The 21,392-nt window shown below is 64.7% G+C and carries 17 protein-coding genes; 12 read left to right on the forward strand and 5 right to left on the reverse strand.

Features of this window, described 5'->3' with window-relative positions:
• Positions 1 to 182: 182 nt before the first annotated feature.
• From EPB08_RS17605 to EPB08_RS17625, 5 genes are read right to left on the reverse strand one after another with little or no spacing between them, the layout of a single operon-like run.
• Positions 183 to 1,442, reverse strand: a complete 1,260-nt coding sequence (locus EPB08_RS17605; RefSeq protein WP_130620404.1) for a cytochrome P450 — start codon at positions 1,440 to 1,442, stop codon at positions 183 to 185.
• Complete coding sequence (locus tag EPB08_RS21095) at positions 1,442 to 1,672, reverse strand: acyl carrier protein (RefSeq protein WP_165418530.1); 231 nt, start codon at positions 1,670 to 1,672, stop codon at positions 1,442 to 1,444. The genes EPB08_RS17605 and EPB08_RS21095 overlap by 1 nt, the downstream gene beginning before the upstream one ends.
• Positions 1,669 to 3,408, reverse strand: a complete 1,740-nt coding sequence (locus EPB08_RS17615) for an AMP-binding protein (protein WP_130620406.1) — start codon at positions 3,406 to 3,408, stop codon at positions 1,669 to 1,671. Before EPB08_RS17615 ends, EPB08_RS21095 begins: the two co-directional genes overlap by 4 nt.
• Positions 3,405 to 4,037: a GNAT family N-acetyltransferase gene (locus EPB08_RS17620; protein ID WP_205746385.1), complete on the reverse strand. Its 633-nt coding sequence runs from the start codon at positions 4,035 to 4,037 to the stop codon at positions 3,405 to 3,407. Before EPB08_RS17620 ends, EPB08_RS17615 begins: the two co-directional genes overlap by 4 nt.
• A 17-nt stretch (positions 4,038 to 4,054) precedes the next feature.
• Positions 4,055 to 9,025, reverse strand: coding sequence for an autotransporter domain-containing protein (locus tag EPB08_RS17625; RefSeq protein ID WP_130620407.1), 4,971 nt, complete (start codon positions 9,023 to 9,025; stop codon positions 4,055 to 4,057).
• A 236-nt stretch (positions 9,026 to 9,261) separates the two neighbouring features.
• On the opposite strand from EPB08_RS17625, the gene EPB08_RS17630 reads away from it, so the two are divergent.
• The 12 genes from EPB08_RS17630 to EPB08_RS17685 all read left to right on the forward strand — a co-directional run bounded on the left by EPB08_RS17630 (position 9,262) and on the right by EPB08_RS17685 (position 21,356).
• Positions 9,262 to 9,975, forward strand: a complete 714-nt coding sequence (locus EPB08_RS17630) for an SDR family oxidoreductase (protein ID WP_130620408.1) — start codon at positions 9,262 to 9,264, stop codon at positions 9,973 to 9,975.
• Positions 9,976 to 10,296: 321 nt separating this feature from the next.
• A complete protein-coding gene (locus tag EPB08_RS17635; RefSeq protein WP_486598949.1) occupies positions 10,297 to 11,064 on the forward strand; it encodes an AAA family ATPase in 768 nt (255 codons plus the stop codon).
• 239 nt (positions 11,065 to 11,303) lie between these two features.
• Complete coding sequence (locus EPB08_RS17640) at positions 11,304 to 11,855, forward strand: secretin and TonB N-terminal domain-containing protein (protein WP_165418531.1); 552 nt, start codon at positions 11,304 to 11,306, stop codon at positions 11,853 to 11,855.
• Between the two features lie 22 nt (positions 11,856 to 11,877).
• The gene (locus EPB08_RS17645) at positions 11,878 to 12,408 is read left to right on the forward strand and encodes an RNA polymerase sigma factor (RefSeq protein ID WP_229238397.1); all 531 of its coding nucleotides are present in this window, start codon (positions 11,878 to 11,880) and stop codon (positions 12,406 to 12,408) included.
• A 4-nt stretch (positions 12,409 to 12,412) separates the two neighbouring features.
• Positions 12,413 to 13,387: a FecR family protein gene (locus tag EPB08_RS17650; RefSeq protein WP_130620411.1), complete on the forward strand. Its 975-nt coding sequence runs from the start codon at positions 12,413 to 12,415 to the stop codon at positions 13,385 to 13,387.
• Positions 13,388 to 13,935: 548 nt separating this feature from the next.
• Complete coding sequence (locus EPB08_RS17655) at positions 13,936 to 15,528, forward strand: ShlB/FhaC/HecB family hemolysin secretion/activation protein (protein ID WP_130620412.1); 1,593 nt, start codon at positions 13,936 to 13,938, stop codon at positions 15,526 to 15,528.
• A 59-nt stretch (positions 15,529 to 15,587) separates the two neighbouring features.
• Complete coding sequence (locus tag EPB08_RS17660) at positions 15,588 to 17,384, forward strand: DUF2341 domain-containing protein (RefSeq protein WP_130620413.1); 1,797 nt, start codon at positions 15,588 to 15,590, stop codon at positions 17,382 to 17,384.
• Between the two features lie 11 nt (positions 17,385 to 17,395).
• Positions 17,396 to 17,800 carry an ExbD/TolR family protein gene (locus tag EPB08_RS17665; RefSeq protein WP_130620414.1) on the forward strand — a complete coding sequence of 135 codons (405 nt, stop codon included), beginning with the start codon at positions 17,396 to 17,398 and terminating at the stop codon, positions 17,798 to 17,800.
• A 17-nt stretch (positions 17,801 to 17,817) separates the two neighbouring features.
• Positions 17,818 to 18,492 (forward strand): TonB C-terminal domain-containing protein, encoded by a 675-nt coding sequence (locus EPB08_RS17670; RefSeq protein ID WP_130620415.1) that lies wholly within the window; start codon positions 17,818 to 17,820, stop codon positions 18,490 to 18,492.
• 61 nt (positions 18,493 to 18,553) lie between these two features.
• Positions 18,554 to 20,317, forward strand: a complete 1,764-nt coding sequence (locus tag EPB08_RS17675; RefSeq protein ID WP_130620416.1) for a putative porin — start codon at positions 18,554 to 18,556, stop codon at positions 20,315 to 20,317.
• An 11-nt stretch (positions 20,318 to 20,328) separates the two neighbouring features.
• On the forward strand, positions 20,329 to 20,952 hold the full coding sequence (locus tag EPB08_RS17680; RefSeq protein ID WP_130620417.1) for a hypothetical protein: 624 nt from the start codon (positions 20,329 to 20,331) through the stop codon (positions 20,950 to 20,952).
• Positions 20,949 to 21,356: a hypothetical protein gene (locus EPB08_RS17685; protein ID WP_130620418.1), complete on the forward strand. Its 408-nt coding sequence runs from the start codon at positions 20,949 to 20,951 to the stop codon at positions 21,354 to 21,356. The genes EPB08_RS17680 and EPB08_RS17685 overlap by 4 nt, the downstream gene beginning before the upstream one ends.
• Positions 21,357 to 21,392 lie beyond the last annotated feature (36 nt).

The raw sequence follows: 21,392 nt of genomic DNA on the forward strand, positions 1-21,392 counted from the left end.
CGCGTAGCTTGGGCGGCCCGGTCGTCTTCCTGTCGCGCCTAGGCAGAATTGTCTACTCCCTGGGACCTGCGGGAAGCAGGGTGGGCCTCAGCTGAAGGCACTGGCCATACCCGTTACAAGGCCGGCTCCACCGATACTGCAACGCCGCCGCGCCATGAGACGGTTGCCGGTGAATGCGCATCTCAGGCAGTTATGTCTAAGCAGCGCACCGGCTGCCCGCCTTCGCGAAGCATCTGCGATTTCCAATGGAATCGCGGGGGTTCGAGCGAGGTCGTCTCGAAGCGCACGCGCAGCAGCAGGGTATGCAGAAACGCCATCAGTTCGGTCAGCGCGAATTGTTTGCCGCCACAAATGCGCGGACCAAAGCTGAAAGCAGTGTTTGAGCCGGCAGTGGGGCCGCGTCGGCTCTGTTCATCCAGGCCAAGTGTCCATGGTTCGGCCCGATGTCGAGCGTCATGCTGTATGCCCACGAATGAGATCAGCACATTCTGCCCCGGGGCCACTGTGCGTCCGTCAATCTGGTCGGCCTCTATGGCGAGGCGCGCGATGATCGGTGTTGGCGGATAGAGCCGCAACGTTTCGGAAATCAGCGTGGCCAGCTCCCCGAACTCCGACAATGCACGCCAGCCGTCGACGCTCACCCGCGGAGCTAGCTCACGGGCACGGGCACGCAGCCGCTCCTGAACGTCAGGGTACAAGGCAAGCAGGTACAACGCCCAGCCGACCGTGGCTGCCGACGTTTCCGCGCCGGCGGCAAAGAACGTGAGGAGTTCGTGTTCCAGAACCACACCGGTGTCCCGGTTGCTGTCGGCCTGGAGCATGCCAGTGAGCATGGTGCCAGCGGGTACGCGCGAGCTGCGGAAGATCTGCAGGTCTTGCAACACCTGGCGACGCAATGCGGGTAGTCGTCGCAATGCGTTGCCATAGAGGGCATCGGTTCGGCCGGCGGGGACGAAGGAGTATGCCGATCCATATTCCATCAGGTCGGCGATGCGATCGAGATCGATCCCGGTGTCGGCGAAGGGAAGGCCGAAGAAGTTTTCCACCAGCACGGATACGGCCATGCGCCGCAGCACACCGTCATCGACCTGAAGCGCGCCCCGGGTGCTGTTTGCGGTCAGTTGCCGCCCAGCTTCGTCAGCGTAACGGCAGGCCAGCGCGGTCGTGCGCTCGCGGTCGAACTGGGTGAAGTAGTCGTGGGTCAGCGCGCGGCGGACGCGCCATGCCTCGCCGTCTTCGGAGAACCGTGATGCACCGAGGGCCTGGCGGAACCAGTCCATGTTCTTCCGATATCCGGATGAACGCACGCGCAGGATGTGATCGGCTTCTTCGTGCCGCTGGATCAGCAGGACGGGAACGCCATTGAGTTCAATGTCGAGGTTGCTGCCGTTTTGTTCGCGGGCGTAGCGATATAGCGAGTTGCAGAAGTCCGTGGAACGCATCAGCGATAGCGTTCGATAAGGACGGCAAGATCTCGTACGGTGCGCAGCTTGATCAGGTCGACCGGGTCAATCGGGCGTCCCAGCCTATCCTCCAGTTCCGTGGCAATCGCAGCGAAGGACAGGCTGTCGAGCTCCTTGATGGATTGCATGGAGGCATCGTCCTCGATGCGCTCCATCGGCACGAACAGGCATCCGGAGAGAATTTCCTTGGCTTCCAGAAGAGCGGTCACGTCATGGCCTCCATGGGTTGGGACGGCGTGTGCACAGGCGGCTCCATCACCAGCGATCCGCTGAGATATAGGTCGCGCAGACGCTGTCTGGCCAGCTTGCCGGATGTGGTGTAAGGCAGGCTTCCCGGCGCGACGAAGTGGACGCGAACGGGGATGCCGCAACCCTGCAGAACAGCAGCTGCGACCTTGTCGCGCAACGCCTCGCGTTCTGCCGCGGTGGAAGGCGCGCGCTGCAGAAACAGGGCAACGCGGACCTCCGTGCCATCCTCCAGAACGATCGCCGAGGCGTCGCCATTGCTCAGAGGTGCGACACGGTCGGCCGCCCATTCGATGTCGGCGAGCCAGAGATTGCGACCACGTATGGGCACCATGTCCTTGGCGCGACCGGTTACGAAGACCTGGTCACCATGGATATAGCCGAGGTCGCCTGTGTCGAAGAAACCGTGCTCGTCGCGTACATCCCGGTCCGGCGTGTCGAGATACCGCTGCAGGATGCTGTCGCCGATCACCCACAGGTGGCCGACGTGGCGATCGGGAAGCTTCACGCCTGTGGCGTCCCGCGCCTGCAGCTCGAGTCCTGGGAGTACGCGTCCACTGCTGACCAGGTGATGCGTGGCTTGCTGCGGCGTAACGCTCATGGCCACCGGATTGCCATTGCTGGCACGGGTCATGCGCACATGATCCAGACGGGGCGCCTCCCCGGCGCGGGTCATGCTGATGGCCAGCGTTGCCTCCGCCATGCCGTAGCTCGGCTGCATGGCCGTGTCGCGCAGGCCGGCGGGTGCAAGTCGCTCGACGCAGGCTTGCAGCGTTCGCGCATCGAGCATGTCGCCGCCCACGCCAGCGATGCGGAGCCCATGCAGATCAATGTCAGCTTCACCGTTGTAGCGTTGGGCTGCCAACTCCCAGGCAAAGGGCGGTGCGTACACGATGGTGGAGCCCTGCGCGCTCATGAGGCGAAGCCAGAGCAGCGGCCGTGCGGCGAAACTCGCGGGTGCCAGATAGTCCACGCTGCGTTGACCGCAAAGCGCCACGACGGAGAAGCCCACCAGCCCCATGTCGTGGTACAGCGGCAGCCACGAAAAGGCACGATCATTGGGACCCATGCGCAATCCGTCGCGCGCAATGGACGTGGCATTGGACATCAGCGCGCGCTGAGTCACCACGACGCCCTTGGGTTCAGCCGTGGAGCCGGAAGAGAACTGCACATAGGCAATGGTGTGAGCCTGACCGGCCGGCGCGCCTTCGTCATGATTCTTCGCCAGGGTTGCTTCGCCATAGCCATGCACCACCGTCGGCGTGCCCGCCGCGGCGAGCCGCGCGCACTCGCCAAGTCGCGCAGGTACCATCAGCAAGGCTGCTCCAGCACGCATCAACCAGCGGCGCAAAGTATCCACATAGGTATCCGCCTTGCCGGCGGGCGGGCGGTCGGCCAGAGGACAGGGGACCAGTCCGGCGTACTGGCAGGCATAGAACAAGGTGAGGAAGTCGACGCTGGTTTCTGCGACCAGGGCGACACGCGCTCCCGCAGGCAGTCCAGAGCCGTGCAGCCACCAAGCAGCATCCAGCGCCCGGCCGCGCAACGCACGATACGTCAGCGTGTCGATGACCCGGCCGCGCAGGTCAAAGAAGTTGATGCCCGTCTCGCCATGGGCGGCATAGTCCAGCGCGTCACGGAGCGCTGCAAAGCCACCCAGCCGCAGAGGGCAGTGGAGGTTGCGCGTGGGGGTTGTCATGGTGCCGTGCCATCCTCACGGCAGCCGTCCCGATGCGCAGCGAACACCAGCACGTCGAGGCGCTCGCCGTTGGCGGCAAGGCATTCGCGCTGCAGTTTGGCTTCCCACACGAAGCGTGTGTTGTCGATGAAGTTGAACAGCATGTGCTGGTTCTTCGCCAGGATGCGCGCAGTGACCTTGTGCACGTCGCGATAGGTGAAGAAGTGGTCGAGCAGGGCATCTATGGTGTGCCACAGCACGCGTCGCCCCAGGTATTCCGGCTCGCCAATGCCGCAGGTGATATTGCCGACCTTGTGCGCAAGATTGACGTCCAGGGTATAGAAGCCGATCAGCTGTGCCGTGGCGCGATCAAAAATGCCGATGAAGTGGTTGTTCAGGCTATCGAACCCGTCGACGAAGGCCCGCAGACGGTCAAGGCTGAAGTTGAGCGGCGGAAGGTTGAGTCCGGTCCGCATCGCCTCGCTGTTGACCCAGTCCACCATGCGCGTCGTGATGTCGCCCGGAACGACGGTACGCAGCAGATAGCCATGGGTTTCGATATGCACGGGAGCCACGGCGCGCAGATGCGTCGTGGCGCGCGGCGGGTTGCCGGCGGGCAGGGTGCTGAGTGTCCATTGCAGGTTGGGCATCCGGTCACCGGGTCTCGCTAGAACTGCCAACGCACATAGGCCTTTACGCCGTGATCGCTGCTGTTGCTGCCGATCACGCCCGAATAGCTGATCCCGCCATCCCACGCTGGCGCGAATTTGCCGCCGATGCCCAGGTCCACCGCCAGCGCATCCCGGTCCAGCGGCGCGCCGATCACGCTGAAGGGCGAGCCGCTGGCGAACTGCAACACCGCGGAGGGCGACAGCTGACCATAGGCATGCCGCCAGCCCGCGCTCATGCGCAGTTCCAGTGAAGCGGCCTCGCTGATGTTGAGTGGGGCAGTGAGGCGCGCGCCCAACGTGCTGAAGGTGTTGCTGCTGTGGTCGCCGCGGCCGGCAAGGGCGGCAGCACTGTCGCCGGTTTCCTGGAAACCGGTTGTGTGAAGCTGCACGTAGGCCGCGTTGAAGAAGGGTTGCAGGTCGGCGTCGCGACCAGGCATGTCATAGGCGACTTCGCCCCAGGCCTGCGCCGTGCCGGCGTCGAAATCCGAGGACAGGGTGGCGCCGTACCCAGCGAACGACGGACGCCGCGTCAGGGATACGTCGTGCCAGGTGTATGCCAGTCCACCGTGAACACGGATGGCTCCCTGATCGTTGCCGGCGTAAAGCCCCAGGTGGTAGTCGTCACTGGAACCGGACGATTGCAGGTCATCCATGTTGAAACTGGTACGACTGTAGCCGGCCACGGCGCCCAGACGCCAACCGCCCAGGTCGCGATCGCCGCCGATGAAGAAGCCGCCGATATTGCGATCTACCTTCGCGGTGTCGTCATGACCATCGTAGTCACCCCAGGAACCGAACGCGTGACCCCACAAGCCGGTGGCCGTCGAGACGTCGTTGCCGGCGCTGGTTGCCGGGCTGGCGTCGCCGCGCATCCGGTAGCTCACAGCCTCACGCAGGAAGCGACTGTCGTCGACGAACAGGCCGCGCAGCGACGCATACGCCTCGCCCGAGAGGGCCCCCAGCGAGTGGCATGCGTTGGCATCACTGGTGGATTGCATCACGATGGCATTCAGCGCTGCATTGTCTGTGCCGGTGGATTGCAGGCCGCCCGCCGCGGCGGTCGCATTACGGTTGCAGGTCAGGTTGGTCAGTGAACGGGTCTGGTTCACCTGTAGGTACGCATGGTTCGCGTCGTACCTGTCCTGCAGGGTTGCAAACGGTGACACCGCGATATCACCCGTCAGCGTATAGGTGCCGCTGACGCCGTCGCTGGCATCGAGCACCGTGTAACGCGTTCCCAGGGAGTAGAGCGTGTTGCTGATGCGCGATACCTGCAATATCGCGCCGGGCGCGAGCGTGGCGCTGCCGTTGACCCGGACGAGATCGGCATTGGCCGAGGCAGGATCGAGCTGCACCTGGTAGATAGCGCCCGCGTTCTGCAGGTAGTTGCCTTGCACCGTGAGCGTGCCGATGGAATGACCCGGTGCGATGGTTGACCCGCCCTGCAGGGTGGTGGCACCTACGGTGCCGTTGCCGATCAGCGACGTGCCCTGGGCCAGCGTCACCGCGGCACCAGCGACGTTTCCGTCGACCGACAAGGTGCCGCCGTTCACCAGGGCAGGGCCGGTGAATCCGCCGTTGCCTTCGATGGCCAGCGTGCCTGTGCCGCTCTTTACCAACGTGCCGTTGCCGCCGAGCGCGCCGGTCAGGGTCAGCGTGCTGCCGTTGTCCGTCGCGATGTCGCCAGAATTTTCTACGGTCACGGTGCGTGCGGAGCTGAAACTTGCCGTCGTTTCCAGTGCACCACCGGCGAGGGTGACGACGCCTGCGGCCTCACCGAGATTATTGTCCGCCGAGACCTGCATCGTGCCGCCCTGCACGCGGGTGCCACCGCTGTAGGTATTGGCGCCGCCCAGGATCAGCGTGCCCAGATCGTCTTTCACCAGCTCGGCGCTTCCTGCAATGCTGGCATTGATGATGGCGGTCGGCAGCGCCGCACTCGTCGCCAGCAGCTCGCGCGACAAACCCTCGCCAACGCGGATATAGGCCTCGCTTCCCACGAGGGTAAGCGTACCGCCTTGAACGACATACCCGCTGGTGGCGAACTGAAGGCCGGCGGCTGTGACCGCGCCAAGGCTGTTGTCGATGGTCACCGTGCCCGGCGCGCCCGCAAACACGGCAAAGGCACCATCGGCATAGGGCGCATTGGGCGTACCTTTCACATTGGTCCAGTTGTTGTTGCCGGCCAAGGCCTGCCACGTGCCGTTGCCGCCGTCGATCACGCCGTTGTTCTTCGGGCCGGCGTCGCCATCCCAGAAACTCAGGGGGATGCCCGGGAGCGTGTACACCAGGTCCACCTGCTGCGGAATGGCGGTAAGTACCTCCAGTCCAGTCACGGGCGTGGTGCCGATGGCCAGGCCAAGATCCGTCAGCGTGCCGCCGTAGTTGATCACGCGATAGATGCCCGGCTCGAAGCTGCCGCCCGGCGCTTCGGTGATGTTGATCGTGCCGGCCAGGGTCAGGTTGCCGCCGACATTGATCAGGTCGTTGAAGGAGCCTCCCGGCGTTCCGGCCTGGCCGTAGTCGTATTCGAGTACGGCTCCCGGCGACAGCGCCAGGTTGCCGCCGATGCCGAGCAGGCCAGGCTGCAGCGGACCGCTGCCGGGGGTGAGGAAGCCGCCGCCGGCTACGCTGACATTGCCCCCCAAGGCGCCATTGCCGCCAAGTCGCGCGCCGCTGTCGACGGTTACCGACGTGCCTGCTGCACCGAGCACGCCATTGACCCACAGTGAGCCACCGGCCACGGTCGTGTTGCCCGTAAAGGTGCTGCTGTTGCCGGTCAGCACCTCGTTGCCGGCGGCCAGCGTGAGTGGCCCGCTGCCGACGAACTGACCGGCGAAGGTGTCGTTGGCTGCCGTCAAAGTGAGCTGCGAGGCACCAAGGGTTACCAGGCCGCTGCCAGCGAGGCTGATGATGTAAGGGTCGACGTTGGCGGTGCTGATGTCGAATGTGCCATCGGCCACCACGCGACTGGATTGCGCGATGCTGCCGTTGCCTGTCAGCGCCAAGGTGCCGGACTGGATGTTGGTTTCGCCGGTATAGGTATTCACCGCGGTCAGTGCAAGCGTACCGACGCCGGATCGGGTGAGGTTGCCGGCACCGGAGATCGCACCGGTCTGTGTGGCCGATGCGCCGTTTTCGTTGGTGGCGGTCAACGTGGCGCCGGCAGCAATATCAATGGTGTTCGCAATGCTGGTGCCCGCACCGTAGATCAGTCCGCCACCGCTGCCGAGCACTCTCACTACACTGCTTCCCAGTGCGGCGTTGTAACGCAATCCGAGCGCTCCGCCGTAGATCGCCGTGGTGCCGCTGAAGCCACTGTTGTCGGTGGCGGCGCCGGCAGGGGGACTCGGTGCCGGCTCCAGGTACGTCGTACCGCCATAGCTGGCTAGCGTGCCCGTGCCCACCAGGGGCACCGAGAACACGTAGTCACTTGCCGTGTGATTGAAGGCAACCGTGGCGGAACCGGGGCCAAGGTCGATCTGCGCTGCCTTGAGCGTGCCTGGTGCGGCAGCCGCCTGGCCAGCGGGAGCACCGATGTTCAGCGTGCCGTTTCCACTGGCGTTCTCGCCGAGATAGAGCGTGCCCAAGCCATCGTCGAACTGATCCATCTCGTACCAGCTAGCGTACTGACCGGTGCTGTCGGTACCGTAGCGTGAGAGATAATGAAACGCGCCGACGCTGGCCACGCCGCCGTCGGCGAGCGTGAGACTGCCGGTACCACTGACGCCGACATGAAGTGCGCCGATGTTTTCGGCTGCCACGGGACCGACCACGATAGTGTCGTTGCTGGAATCGTAGTAGTCGTATACAGCGACACCACCCACATCCCACACCGATCCGCTGCCCGACACGAGTACGTTGCCGACACCGCCATCGACCCCGACGCGGGCTGTCGCAAGCGGGCTGCCGCTGCCCGAGTTGTAGGCCTGGTAATTGACGGCCTTGCCGCCTGCCAGGATGTTGAGCGAGCCCTGGCCTGGCGTGCCGGACGCGGTATCCACGCCACGCCCGATGTCCACGCCGTTGCCAATGCTTGCGCGGCTGCTGTAGCCGCCGGCATTCAATCCGGAAATCTGCAGCACGCCCACGCCACCTTCGGCCCCGATGACAAAGTCCTGCTGGGCCTGGCTGCCACTGTAGTTCGGGCTGACTGCGAGCTTGCCGCCCGAGAGCACGTTGACCTGTCCATGACTGCCCGCCGCCTCGCCGATGGCAAAGGCCGTCATGCCGGCCTCGCCGCGAGAGTAGCCGTTGAACACCAGTGCGCCGTCCTGCACGGTGACCGTGCCGGTACCACCGTTGGTGCCGACCACATTGTTGAGGGAGGTGCTTCCGGCCTTGCCTGCCGAAAACTGGTTGCGTGAATTCATGCCTTGCGATTGCACGCTCTTGCCCGAGCCGAGCACATTCACGGTGCCCTGGCTTCCTGGGCCGTCGCCGACCACAAAGCCCGGATTCGGGTCGCTCGTCGCAAACTGCACGTTGATGCCTGGCTCGGTGCCGTTGCGCAGGTTGAGCGTCACGGTGCCATTGCCACCCGCCGCACCCACCGCAAAGGCGGTGCCGTTGGCGGCATAGATATAAGCCTGGTCGGCGGTATTTCCGGTAGCAACATTGAACGTCAGTTGGCCGGTGCCGCCACTGCCCACGCTCAGCGAGTTGACGAACCAGTACGTGCTGCTGCTCCAGATCGTGGGCGAAGCAAGGTCAGCTCCCGCCGTCCAAACGGCCGGATGGGTGCCTGCATTGATGACGACATCACCGAAGCTGTCCGTCGGTACCGGGCTCCAGTTGTTGGAATTGGTGACATCGCTGCTTACCGCGCCGCTCCATTGCTGGGCCTGCACGTGCTCTGCCACCAGCGCCGAACCCAGCGCCGCGGTAATGCCAATGGAGAGTTTGAGCCGGGCGGGCAGGCGCTCATCACGACGGTGGGCCATCACACGACCTGCATGGCTGGACATGACGCTAACTCCTGTTGGCGCATGTGTACGGCGGCCGGATGGCCCGCACACGTCTCGCACCGCCGCTCCACCGATATATCTCGCGGCGAACGAATCCCCCTATCAGGTCGTAAATAGCCTTCCTGAAATGAAATTGCCGTCATCAGGGTGTGTAAATCATCGAGACAGCGCTGACATTCACCCTCCATCGACAAGCGCTGGGGCTGGATGAGCGCCCTTTCCGGTTGGGCGCCAACATGCGTATCGGTGGCTGTAGGGCCTTGGTGACCGGGGCGGGGCGCGGACTGGGCGCGGCATTTGTCCAGAGTCTGCGTCGCGCGGGGGCCGACACCATTTATGTGGGCATGCGTGAGCCTCGCGAGCTCAACCAACCAGGCCTGATTCCCGTCGCGCTCGACGTCAGTGACCCTGACAGCATTGCGGCGGCCGCCACGCGCTGCAGTGACGTCAGTTTGCTGATCAACAATGCCGGCGTGATGAAACCCGACGCATGCCTGCTCGATGTGCAGGGAAGCAATGACCTGCATGAACAGCTCGCGGTCAACCTGTTTGGCATGCTGGATGTCACACGAGCATTTGCGCCGTCACTCGCGGATGCGGGTGGTGGTTGCGTGGTGAACATGCTGTCCGCGTTGAGCTGGGCCAGTCTGCCGCATACATCGACCTACTCAGTCAGCAAGGCGGCAGCATGGTCCCTGACCAATGGCCTTCGCAACGAACTGCGCGCACAGCGCACGCAGGTAATCGCCGTCCATGTGGGCTATGTCGATACCGACATGGCACGTGCCGTCAACGCACCAAAACTCGCGCCCGATGTCGTTGCAACGCGGGTGCTGGAGGCGATAGAGCGGGGCGACGAAGAGATTCTCGTAGATGACACCGCGCGTCAGGTAAAGGCGGCAATGTTGTGGCCTCGCCCGCTGTACCTGGGGCCCGATCCTGGTCGTTGACAGCGCAGATTTCGGAGGTCAGGTCGTGGCGCCTTAATAGGCCATAGGTTTCGCCTGGGAGGGTGTACCTTGCATCAGTAAGTTGGCGATACTGGATGAAGTAGCTTTACCGAATCCTCGAGGTTGCCAAGGACGACTCCTGGGGGGGCGCTTTCGAGTCGAAGCAGACATAACGCGGGCAGCTCTGTGGCACAAATTGGGGCGAGACTTCGGCCATGTCAAAAGGGGGCGATGACGTGGAACGTCGAATGAAATGCCTGCCCGCTGTTGGGGCTGCTCTGGTCGCGGGGGGCGTCCACTCATCTCAGCGCGTTCGAAAGCATGTTCACGCAGATTGCCGATCCTGAGCGCGCGCCGGAAGTCCTGCGCGTACGCGAGGTAGTGCGAGGCTGGCGCCACTACGATCACTTCCGCTCGGATCGCGATGCGCCACCCAGGCACACGCAATTGGGCACGCGCACGTCGGTATTCGGCCACGATGGTGCGGACCTCGCGGCAGCGTGGCAAACCATTCGTGAGATCGGCGACGAGCGTGCGCTCGACAAGGCGGTGGAGGATGCGTTTCCCGGCGCGAGAGTCAGCGTGTCGGTGGACGATGGGCGCTTCACCCTGCAGTTCGCGCAGCACGGTCTGTTGCGTCCGCTCAATGCGATGGAGCTGTCCGATGGCACGCTGCGCTACGTGCTGTGGATCGCGGCGATGCACACACCACGACCGCCGCCGCTGATGGTGTTGAACGAACCGGAGACCAGCCTGCATCCGAATCTTCTACCTGCGCTCGCGCGACTGATCGTGCACGCGTCGTCGCGCAGCCAGGTGTGGATGGTTTCGCATGCCTCGCGGCTGATCAGTGCGCTGGAGGCGGATCGTGCGTGCCAGCCCATCGCGCTGGAAAAAGACATCAGCCAGGCCACGCATCGTGGGGCAGGGCATGCTGGACGAACCCGCCTGGCATTGGCCGCAGCGTTAGCGCGTCGCGGGGCGCGCCCGGATTTTCATGGATGGTTTTGTCACGAAACGGATAACTTCGTTGTCATATTCGCGCGTCACAAACGAAGCTTTAAAAGACTCCTCGCGTTATTCAATTGACATAAGTTACCGTTATCCTCTTTCGGGTTATTTGCGTGGCGACGCTCGACGCAAGGACTCGCCAGCGGGTCTTGGGGAAGTACTTCATGTCGCACGCCTGGTGGGCGCTCGCGTTGTCGGGTTGGCTTTGTTGGGGGACGAGCCATGCAGGCGGATTACAGTCGACGGCTGGTACGGCAGCAGGCGCAACGACGGGTCTCTACTCGTTCGATATGGGCCCGCAACCGTTGAGTGCCGCCGTGAAATCATTCAGTGATGTCACCGGGCAGTCCTTGTTGGTGGACGAGAGCCTGCTTGCCGGAAAGATGTCGGCCGGCGTGCGCGGCCAGTTCTCGGCCGAGGACGCCTTGAGTCGACTGCTAGCCGGCACCGGCCTGCGCGAGCGTTACGCATCGGACAAGGCCTTCACGCTTGAGTCGTTCGACAGCGGCAGTGCAGGCAGTGCCGGCGATGAGCTTGCACAGGACGCGAGCGACTCCCGCTGGGAAGTCTATGGCGCCTCGTTGCAGGCCTCGCTTGAACATGAGCTGTGCCGGGTGCCGGGCGCAAAGCCCGGCAGTTACCGGCTGGCGCTGCAGGTGTGGATCGATGAAGCAGGCACGGTGAATCGCGTGCGCCTGCTTGGCAGTACCGGGCTACAGGCACGCGATGCGTCGATCAGTCAGGCGCTGGAGGGCATACGCGTGGAGCCGCCGCCGGCCGGCCTCGGCCAGCCAATGACCTTGTTGCTGCTGCCTGCGGGCGCCGCGCACGCCCTGCGTTGCGACACCCCCGTCGCTGCGCGCGCCTGAGCCGGCGATGGAGACGCCTACCGTGTCCCTGCTAGGCCTGTTCCTGGAGTGGCAACCCGAATTGCGTCGGCGTCTGCGCCGGCGCCTGGGCTCCGACGAACTGGTCAACGATGTGCTGCAGGAAACCTATCTGCGCGTGGAGCGGATGGGCGATGCGTCGGTGGTGGCGCACAACCCCGCCGGTTACCTGTTCCGCATGGCGTTGAACGTCGCTGCCGACCAGCGCCAGTCGGAGTCCCGCTACCTGACGGGTGAGGAAGTGGAGGACCTGCTGCACTTCGCCGACGACTCGCTCGATCCAGCGCGCGTGGTCCACGCGCGCCTGGAGGTTGCCGCGCTGGAGCGGGCCATGGGCGAGTTGACGGAGCGCCAGCGGGCCATCCTGATCGCCGCCCGGGTCGAGGACCTGCCGCAGCAAGACATTGCCGACCGTTTCCGGATTTCGGTCCGCATGGTGGGCAAGGAACTCAAGCGGGCGCTCGAACATTGTGGACAGCGTCTCGATCGGCGTGTGGTTCAGCGGTTCGGTCCCGGGGCCGGAAAAGAGTCTTGAGCGTATGAGTGAACGTTTTTCCCATCCCGGCCACGATTCGGCGCTGCATGGCGAGGCGCGCGACTGGCTGCTCCTGCTTACCTCCGGGCGGGCCACCACCGACGACGCTTCGGCGTTCCGGCGTTGGTGTTCCCTGAGCGAAATGCACGCACAGGCGTTCGCGGAGACGCGCCTGCTCTGGGACAACCTGGGCGTGGCCGCGCGGAGCCTGCACCAGCGGGAACAGGCTGTGGTGGTGCCAGCGTCCCGCCGCATGAGCCGGCGCGCCTTCCTGGGCGGTGCCGTGGCCGCGTCGGCCGCCTTGCTGGCGGCGCGTTCGCCGCTGAACCTGTGGCCCAGCCTGCCTGATGCCATGGCCGACTATCGGACGGCGACGGGTGAGCAGCGACAGGTCGAGCTGACTTCCGGCGTGGTAGTGGAAATGAACACGCAAACGGCCATGAACGTGCGCACATCCGGTGGGCGCGTGGTGGGCGTCGAACTGCTTACCGGGGAAATCCAGCTGCAGGTGTCCAGGGAACTGGCCGGCAGCTTCGAGATACGAGCTTTGCATGGAGGCATCCACGCGGCCTCGGGCGCGCTTTGCAATGTGCGCTGCCTTGATGGCCAGGTACAGGTCACCGGCCTGGACGGCAACGTCCGGGTGGAGTGCCAGGGACGGTCCGAGCTGCTGGGACGAGCCCAGCAGACCGGCTATGGAAGCCAGGGGCTCAGTGCCGTGGCCGTGGCAGATACGGACGAAGCGGTAGCATGGCGTCGTCGCGTGCTGGTCTTCGACGACCGTCCGCTGTCGGAGGTGATCACCGAGATCAACCGCTACCGGCCCGGCAAGATTATCCTCACCAACGATGTGCTCGCGGCGCGCAAGGTGCACGCGCAGGTATCGCTTAACCAGCTCGGCGACGTCGCGTCGCTCATTCACCAGGCCTTTGGTGCGTCGGTGCGTTCCTTGCCCGGCGGCATCGTGCTGGTGAGCTGATCTCCTTCCTTTTTCGATATCGGACGGCTGCCCAAGCGGGCGGTCCATCCTGCGCGCGTTTGTGGCGTCGTCGCGTGACCGCCCAAATGACAGATTCGTTTCCGTGAGGCGGAAGAGCCGCTGAAACAGTCGCTGACATGAATTTTTCGTGACTTGGTTCAGTCCGTCATCCGGTCCTCCGTCTTTCTTGGCAAGGACGAATGCTAGGGCTTGGATGCCCACTTTCTCTTCCGCCCGGGCATCGCCGGGGCGGTCATATGGGCGAGAGGGAAGGGCGGGCCAGCGGGCCCGCCCCGGGGAAGGTTTTGCGCGATGGTTACGAACGACGTCTGGCCGTTTGGAAGGCCGTTATCGGACAGGGATGCCGGCTTTGTTCCAGGCCATGGCATGGCGGTGTTTGCCGAACGCCGCATCCGCCCCGGCAGGACCGGCTCGCGCGAAGCGAGCCGGACATCCCGCTGTCGCATGGTGGTTAGAAACGCCGGCCTAAGCTCCCGGTTCGCCTTCGCGCGACACACGCTGCGGACGAACAGGGGGCAGGCGTGCGCATGAGCGGCAAGGGAATGGCGCGGTGGCGATGGCCGTTGAGCGCGTTGGCGATGGCGTTGTCGTGTGCGCTGGGCACGGTGCACGCGCAGCAGGATGCCGGCCAGTCGCCGGCGCACTTCGACGTCAACGAGTACCTGGTACGTGGCAATCACCTGCTCGACTCGGTGGAGATCGAGCAGACGGTGGAGCCCTACCTGGGTCCCAACCGCAGCCTGGATGACGTGCATGCGGCGCGCGATGCGCTGCAGAAGGTCTACCAGGCCAAGGGTTACCAGTCGGTGGTGGTGGAAGTGCCGCCGCAACAGGTGAAGAACGGCGTGCTGCTCCTGCAGGTGACGGAGAACAGCATCGGCCGCGTGCGCGTGGAAGGCGCGAAATACCATTCGCCGGAAGCGATACGCGACGCAGTGCCCTCGCTGGCCGAAGGCAGCGTGCCCAACTTCACCAAGGCCCAGGCGGAGCTGGCCCAAGTCAATACGCAGCCGGGCCAGCAGGTGGTGCCGGTGCTCAAGCCCGGCACGCTGCCGCAGACCATGGACGTGACGTTGAAGGTCAACGACAGCTATCCGCTGCACGCCAGCGTGGAAGTGAACAACGACCACAGCGCCGATACGCCCGAACTGCGCACCATCGCCAATGTCCGCTACGACAACCTGTGGCAGGCGGGGCACACCATCTCGGCGACTTATATCGTTGCGCCGCAGGATCGCCATGCGGCCGAGGTGTATGCCTTGTCGTACCTGGCGCCGCTCAGCAGCAACTGGGCACTTCTCGGCACGGGCTACAAGTCCAACAGCAATGCGAACACGCTGGGCGGCACCACCGTACTCGGCAAGGGCAATGCCGAAACGCTGCAGGCAACACGCAACCTGCCGCTGCTGGGCACCTACAGCCAGTCGCTCTCGTTCGGCATCAGCCACAAGCATTTCGACCAGAACATCACGCTGGGCGACCAGACTTCCAAGGTGCCGATCACCTACGACCCGCTGATGGTGTCGTATGCGGGGCAGCGCAGCGGTGATCGCTCGAACCTGTCCTTCACGCTGGTCGGCAACCTGGGCCTCAGCGGCATGGGCAGTTCGCGCACGGACTTCGACAATCTGCGCTACAAGGGCAAGGACAACTACATCTACGTGCATTCGGATATCAGCTACTCGCACTTGCTGGGTGGCGATTTCTCGCTGGCCGTGCGCGGCAGCCTGCAGGTATCCGATTCGCCGCTGGTATCCAGCGAACAGTTCGCCGCCGGTGGCGCCAGCAGCGTGCGTGGCTACCTGGCGGCCGAGGAAACCGGCGACAACGGCGCGGTGGCATCGGTGGAGTTGCGCAGTCCGTCGCTGGCCGGCGTCGTCGGCAATTTCGTCGACGACTGGCGCTTTCATCTGTTCCTCGATGGCGGGCGTGTCCTGCTGATCGATCCGCTGCCCGACCAGCAAAGCCGCTTCAACCTGCTCAGCACCGGCGTGGGCACGCGCTTCAGCCTGTTCCGCGCGGTGAGCGGCGAACTCGAATTCGCCTATCCGTTGCATGACGGAACCCGCACGCGTGCCCACAACGGGCAGGTGCTCTTCAGCCTGAAGGCCAGCCTGTGAAGGACATGGTCATGACCCGCTCAACACATGGATTTCCGACGTCTAGGGGTGGAACTACGATGCGTTACCTGATCTTTGCATGCCTGCTATGCCTTTCGTGGCTGGCGCGTCCCGCCCAGGCCGCCGACGTCGCCTGGTGGAACGACGACTGGACCTACCGCAAGGCCATCACCATCGACACCACGCCCAAGGGCGGCGCCATGACGCCGGCCGCTGGGCGCGTGCCGCTGCTGGTGCGCCTGCACTCGGGCAACTTCCAGTTCGACGGTGTAGCGAAGAACGGCGCTGACCTGCGCTTCATCGCCGCCGACGGCAAGACGCCGCTGAACTATGAAGTGGAAACCTTCGACCCCGTGATGGGCGTGGGCCAGATCTGGGTGGACACCAGCGACCTGCCGACCAACGGGCAGCAGGCCATCTGGATGTACTACGGCAACAGCAAGGCGCCGGTGCAGAGCAGCGGTGCGGCGACCTTCGATGCCGACTACACGCTGGTGTATCACTTCGACGAAGCCGCGGGCACGCCGTCCAAGGACGCCACGGCCTACGCCAACCACGCCCAGAAGGGCAGCGTGCGCACGGTCGACGGCGGCATCGTCGGCCGTGCCGCGCGTTTCGATGGCACTGGGTCGATCGAACTGCCGGCCAGCACGTCGCTCAACGTTACCGATGGTGGCAGCTTCACCTTCAGCGCCTGGATCAAGCTGGATACCTTGCCGACGACGCCGACGGCGCTGTATGCACGTCGCCATCAGGGCCACGCCTTGTTGATCGGCCTGGACGGCGGCGCCCCCTTCGTCGAGGTCGACGGCGCGCAGCCGCAGCGTTCGACCGCCGGCGAGCCGCTGAAGGCCGGGCAGTGGACCTATCTCGCTGTCACCGGCGAGGCGGGCCATGTGCGCCTTTACGTGAATGGCCGTCCGTACGGTGAAGTGGCTTCGTCGCTTCCGGCGCTCAGCTCAGCCGCCACGCTAGGTGGTGATGTCGCCGGTCCCGGCGAAACGGCGCTGGGCAACTTCAACGGCGAGATGGACGAGCTGCGTCTGTCGCGTGTGGCGCGTCCGGAAGCGCTGATCGCCATGGATGCGGTGACGCAGGGTGCGGAATCGCGCCTGCTGCAGTACGGCGAGGACGAGAAGAAGGCCGGCTTCGGTTTCGGCTACTTCGGCATCATCGTGAAGTCGGTGACGGCCGATGCGTGGGTGGTGATCGGCATCCTGCTGGTGATGGCGCTGATTTCCTGGGTGGTGATGTGGAACAAGGCCCGCTACGTCGGCACGGTGACCAACGCCAACGACCGCTTCCTCGATCGCTTCCGCGGCTTGGGCAGCGACCTGCTCGGCATGTCCGACGCGCAGGGTAGCTCCAAGGACTTCGCCGATTCCTCGCTGTATCGCCTCTATGAGATCGGCAAGAAGGAGGTGTGGCGCCGCCGCGACAGCCACGGTCGCGTGGTGATCGCCAGCGAGTCGATCGCGGCCATCCGCGCCGTGATGGATTCGACCCTGGTGCGCGAGAACCAGAAGCTGTCGCGCTCGATGGTGATGCTGACCATCGCCATTTCCGGCGGTCCGTTCCTGGGCCTGCTCGGTACGGTGGTGGGCGTGATGATCACCTTCGCCGCCATCGCCGCGGCAGGCGACGTCAACGTCAACGCCATCGCGCCCGGTATCGCCGCCGCGCTGCTGGCGACCGTCGCCGGCCTGTTCGTCGCGATTCCCGCGCTGTTTGGCTACAACTACCTGTTGACGCGAAACAAGGCGGTGACGGCGAACATGCAGGTGTTCGTCGACGAGTTCGTGACGCGCCTCGCCGAGCTTCATCGGGACATAGACCAGATCACGGTCACTGCCTGAGGAGAGCGGCCATGCAGGTCCAAGACGACGACAAGCCGTACGACGACATCAACATCACGCCCATGCTGGACCTGGCTTACGTGCTGCTGGTGATCTTCATCATCATGACCACGGCCTCGGTGCAGGGAGTGAAGGTGAACCTGCCCAAGGCCAGCGCTTCGGTGAGCCTGGCCAAGCCGCAGACCAAGGCCATCACGGTGTCCGACAGCGGGCAGATCTTCCTGGATGCGTTCCCGGTGACCCTGGGTGAGCTGGAGCAGCGCCTGCGCACGCAGAAGGCCGTCACGCCCGATTTCCCGGTGATCGTGAAGGGCGATGCCAACGTGCAGTACCAGAAGGTGGTCGACATTCTCGATCTACTGCGGCGGCTCGATCTCTCGCAGGTCGGTCTGGTCACCGGCAAGCAGCAAGACTGACGGTGCGAGGACCCTTCATGAACGCACCGGCATCAAGGAATGGCGCATGGAAGCGCTGGCGCGGACGCATCGTCGTCGCGGCAGTGGTGATCGTCGTCGGGTTGTTGCTGTGGCATTTCGCGGGGCACCAGGTGGGCGTGCGGCGTTCGGCGCCGCGCATCGCCACCATCACGCCGCTGCCGCCACCGCCGCCTCCGCCAAAGGAAAAGCCGCCCGAACCCAAGAAGGTCGAGGAAACCAAGCAGGAAGTACCCAAGCCCAACGAGCCGATGAAGCCGGTGGACGCGCCCAAGCAGGCGCCCGATCTCGCCAAGCAGGTGACCATCAACGGGCCGGCCCAGGCGGGCAACGACTCGTTCAACATCGGCGCGGGCGATGGCGGCGGCATGGTCGGCAACGGCGGCGGGAACGGCATCGGTGGTGCGTCGTACGAGCAGTACCTCGGCTATGCGCTACAGCAGGCGATCGAGCGCGACGACCGCACGCGCCGGCTGGCGTTCGAGGTCAAGGCCAGCCTGTGGATCGAGTCCGACGGGCGCATCTCCCGCGTGGAGCTGCTGACGCCCAGCGGTTCCTCCACGACCGACCAGGCCCTGATCAGCGTGCTGCAGGGCCTGCATATCGATACGCCGCCACCGGCCACATTGCGCATGCCCGTGCGCGCGGCCATCCGGGGACGGCGACCCGCATGAACACCTCTTTTTTGCTCTTCCCTTGCTTGCCGCACGGCAACACCACGCATTGGAGAAAGTCATGAGTTCCAGGAATGCTCTTCGCGCGGGCGCGCGCCCTTTGCGCCGCGCGCTGTGCGTCAGTATCGCCATGCTGCTGGCGGCCACCGCGTTGCCCGCGCTGGCGCAGGATGCGGCCCCGTCGCCCAACGCCACCATCAACCTGATCCGGCTGATGGTGAAGAAGGGGTTGATCACGCAGTCCGATGCCGATGGCCTCATCTCGCAGGCGAATACGGAAGCCGCACAGGCGCAGCGTGCCGCCACCGCGGCCCAGGCAGCGACGGCGCCGGCCGACGGTGCGCATCCGGGCGACGTGCGCGTCACTTATGTGCCCCAGAGCGTGCGAAACGAGATCCGCGACCAGGTAAAGCAGGAAGTCATCGCGCAGGCCAAGACCGAGCACTGGGCCGAGCCCAATGCCCTGCCGGAATGGCTGGACCGGATCAGCTGGTCGGGGGACATCCGCGTGCGCGACGAATCGTGGCTGTACAGCCGCAGCAATTCGCCGTACTTCATCGACTACGCGACGCTCAACAAGAACGGCCCGTTCGACATCAACCAGATTTCGCAGGGCACCAATCCGCCCATCCTCAATTCGCAGCAGAACCGCATGTCCATCCTGGACATGCAGGCTCACCTGGCCTTGACCGCCAAGGTGGCCGACACGGTGACGGCGGGTGTGCGCATCGGCACTGGCAACGACAACAACCCCGTGTCCACCACGCAATACCTCGGCGGCGGCCTGGTGAAGAAGGATCTCTGGCTGGACCGCGCGTGGATCAACTGGCATCCGTACGCGTGGGGTTCGTTCACGGCCGGTCGCATGGAAGACCCGTTCTTCGTTACTGACCTTATCTATTCGCCGGAACTGAACTTCGACGGCATTGCCGGCAAGTTCAAGGTGCCGTTCAACGACGAGTTCGAAGGCTTTGCCACGGCCGGCATGTTCCCGATCCAGTACACGGGCAACAACTCGCCGTCGCAGGCGTTCGGCTACGACAAGAACCATTCGGACGAGCGCTGGCTCTCTGCCGCGCAGCTGGGCGTGACCTGGCACATCAACGACGACATGCAGTGGAAGGCGGCGCTGGCCTACTACTTCTTCGATGGCATGCGCGGCAAGCTGTCCGAGCCGTGCCCCATCTATACCGGCATCAACTACTGCAGCACGGATGACGATGCGCCCTCGTACATGCTGAAGGGCAATACGCTGTTCCTGCTGCGCGACATCGTGCCGGATCCGTCCTCGCCGTCCAATTACGCGCAGCCGCAGTTCGTCGGCTTGTCCTACGACTATCACCTGGCCAACGTCACTTCGACGTTCGACTTCAAGATCGGCGAGACCCCTGCACGCATCCAGGCCGACTATGTGCGCAACATGGCCTACCACGCCAAGGACGCGCTGACGCGTTACGCCAACGGTCTCGGCACGCCGGTGAACAACTACGAAAGCGGTACCACCCCGGCGGAGACCGGTCCGTACAAGAGCGGCCCGGTGGGCTGGCTGGTGCGCGGCATCCTGGGCAATCCCAACCCGATGGCGGCGAACGACTGGAACGTCACCTTCGGCTACAAGTACCTGGAGCCCGACGCCGCAATCGATGGCCTGACCGACGTGAACTTCCACCTGGGCGGCACCAATGCCAAGGGCTTCGTCTTCACCGCGGACTACGGCATCGCCACGCGCACCTGGCTGTCTGCGCGCTACTTCAACGCCAAGCAGGTGTACGGCCCGCCGCTGTCCATCGACGTGGTGCAGCTTGAGATCAACACCAAGTTCTGAGGAGGTCGCGCATGAATATCCCATCTCGCCTGGGCGTTGCCCTTGTGGTGCTAGGACTCGGTAGCTCGCTGCACGCGCAAGCCCTGGAGGAGCAATTGCGCAGCCAGCTGCGTGATGCTCGCAGCCAGTTGCAGGATCTGCAGAACGAGCAGGCCAGCTGGCAGGCGCAGAAGGCCTCCGCCGAAACCGAGCGCGACCAGGCCCGCAAGGCGCTGGAGCAGTCGCAGGCGGAGCTTGCCCGGTACAAGTCCGGCGCCGCCGGCGATGGCGCTGCGTTGAAGAACGAACGCGACGCACGGCAGCGCGCCGAAGCATCGTTGCAGCAGGACCGTGCAGCCACCGCGCAGAACGCGGCACGCCTGCAGGAGCAGCAGGGCCGCAACACCGCGCTCGCTACGCAACTGGAATCGACCCGCAAGGAGCTTTCCACCTGCACGGCGCGAAACGAGGCGCTGTACAAGGTCGGCAACGAAGTGGTCGACGCCTATGCCCATATGGACATGGGCACCGTCATGGCTTCGCGCCAGCCGTTCGCCGCCTCGGCGCGGGTGAAACTGGAAGACGCGGCACAGGGTTACGGCGATCGTCTCTACGAACAGCGATACCGGCCCGCCGCCGAGGTGCCGCAGCCGTGATGGCCCGGTGCGCGAGCGGACACAAGCCGCTTCGCGCATGGTGGTGCTTCGTTGCCTGTTCGGTGTGGGTGTGGGCCAGCGGTGCACCCGTCACGGCGGCCGAGCCGGCGTCATCGGCGTCGGTGCCGCCCCCCAGTTGCGTGGACGTCAGCATCAACCAGCACTCGGTGCTGGCGTTCGATTGCCTGAGTCGCGCGCTGGCGGGCGGCTCCACCGCGCCGGCAGCGCCAGCGCCTGCGCTCGATCCGGTGGCAAGCGAGCCATCCAATCGGCAGGTGGGGCAGTACAACTTTTCCGCGCTGAGCCATCGCATGGGTTCCAACCTCGGTAAGTCGGTCTTGCCGCAGCGTCCGCCGGCGGCCATACCGCCGACACCCGCCATGCAGCTCGCGCCGGGGCATTGAATGCACATCCATGACAGCCGATGTGACGACCCCGTG

It is taken from the genome of Dyella amyloliquefaciens, assembly GCF_004296575.1.
Classification (GTDB): Bacteria; Pseudomonadota; Gammaproteobacteria; order Xanthomonadales; family Rhodanobacteraceae; genus Dyella; species Dyella amyloliquefaciens.

Excerpts from the sequence above, each read along its gene's own strand:
- EPB08_RS17605 (WP_130620404.1), bottom strand. The coding sequence starts at position 1,442 with ATGCGTTCCACGGACTTCTGCAACTCGCTATATCGCTACGCCCGCGAA.
- EPB08_RS17615 (WP_130620406.1), bottom strand. The coding sequence starts at position 3,408 with ATGACAACCCCCACGCGCAACCTCCACTGCCCTCTGCGGCTGGGTGGC.
- EPB08_RS17620 (WP_205746385.1), bottom strand. The coding sequence starts at position 4,037 with ATGCCCAACCTGCAATGGACACTCAGCACCCTGCCCGCCGGCAACCCG.
- EPB08_RS17625 (WP_130620407.1), bottom strand. The coding sequence starts at position 9,025 with ATGTCCAGCCATGCAGGTCGTGTGATGGCCCACCGTCGTGATGAGCGC.
- EPB08_RS17630 (WP_130620408.1), top strand. The coding sequence starts at position 9,262 with ATGCGTATCGGTGGCTGTAGGGCCTTGGTGACCGGGGCGGGGCGCGGA.
- EPB08_RS17635 (WP_486598949.1), top strand. The coding sequence starts at position 10,297 with ATGTTCACGCAGATTGCCGATCCTGAGCGCGCGCCGGAAGTCCTGCGC.
- EPB08_RS17650 (WP_130620411.1), top strand. The coding sequence starts at position 12,413 with ATGAGTGAACGTTTTTCCCATCCCGGCCACGATTCGGCGCTGCATGGC.
- EPB08_RS17655 (WP_130620412.1), top strand. The coding sequence starts at position 13,936 with ATGAGCGGCAAGGGAATGGCGCGGTGGCGATGGCCGTTGAGCGCGTTG.
- EPB08_RS17660 (WP_130620413.1), top strand. The coding sequence starts at position 15,588 with ATGCGTTACCTGATCTTTGCATGCCTGCTATGCCTTTCGTGGCTGGCG.
- EPB08_RS17665 (WP_130620414.1), top strand. The coding sequence starts at position 17,396 with ATGCAGGTCCAAGACGACGACAAGCCGTACGACGACATCAACATCACG.
- EPB08_RS17670 (WP_130620415.1), top strand. The coding sequence starts at position 17,818 with ATGAACGCACCGGCATCAAGGAATGGCGCATGGAAGCGCTGGCGCGGA.
- EPB08_RS17675 (WP_130620416.1), top strand. The coding sequence starts at position 18,554 with ATGAGTTCCAGGAATGCTCTTCGCGCGGGCGCGCGCCCTTTGCGCCGC.
- EPB08_RS17680 (WP_130620417.1), top strand. The coding sequence starts at position 20,329 with ATGAATATCCCATCTCGCCTGGGCGTTGCCCTTGTGGTGCTAGGACTC.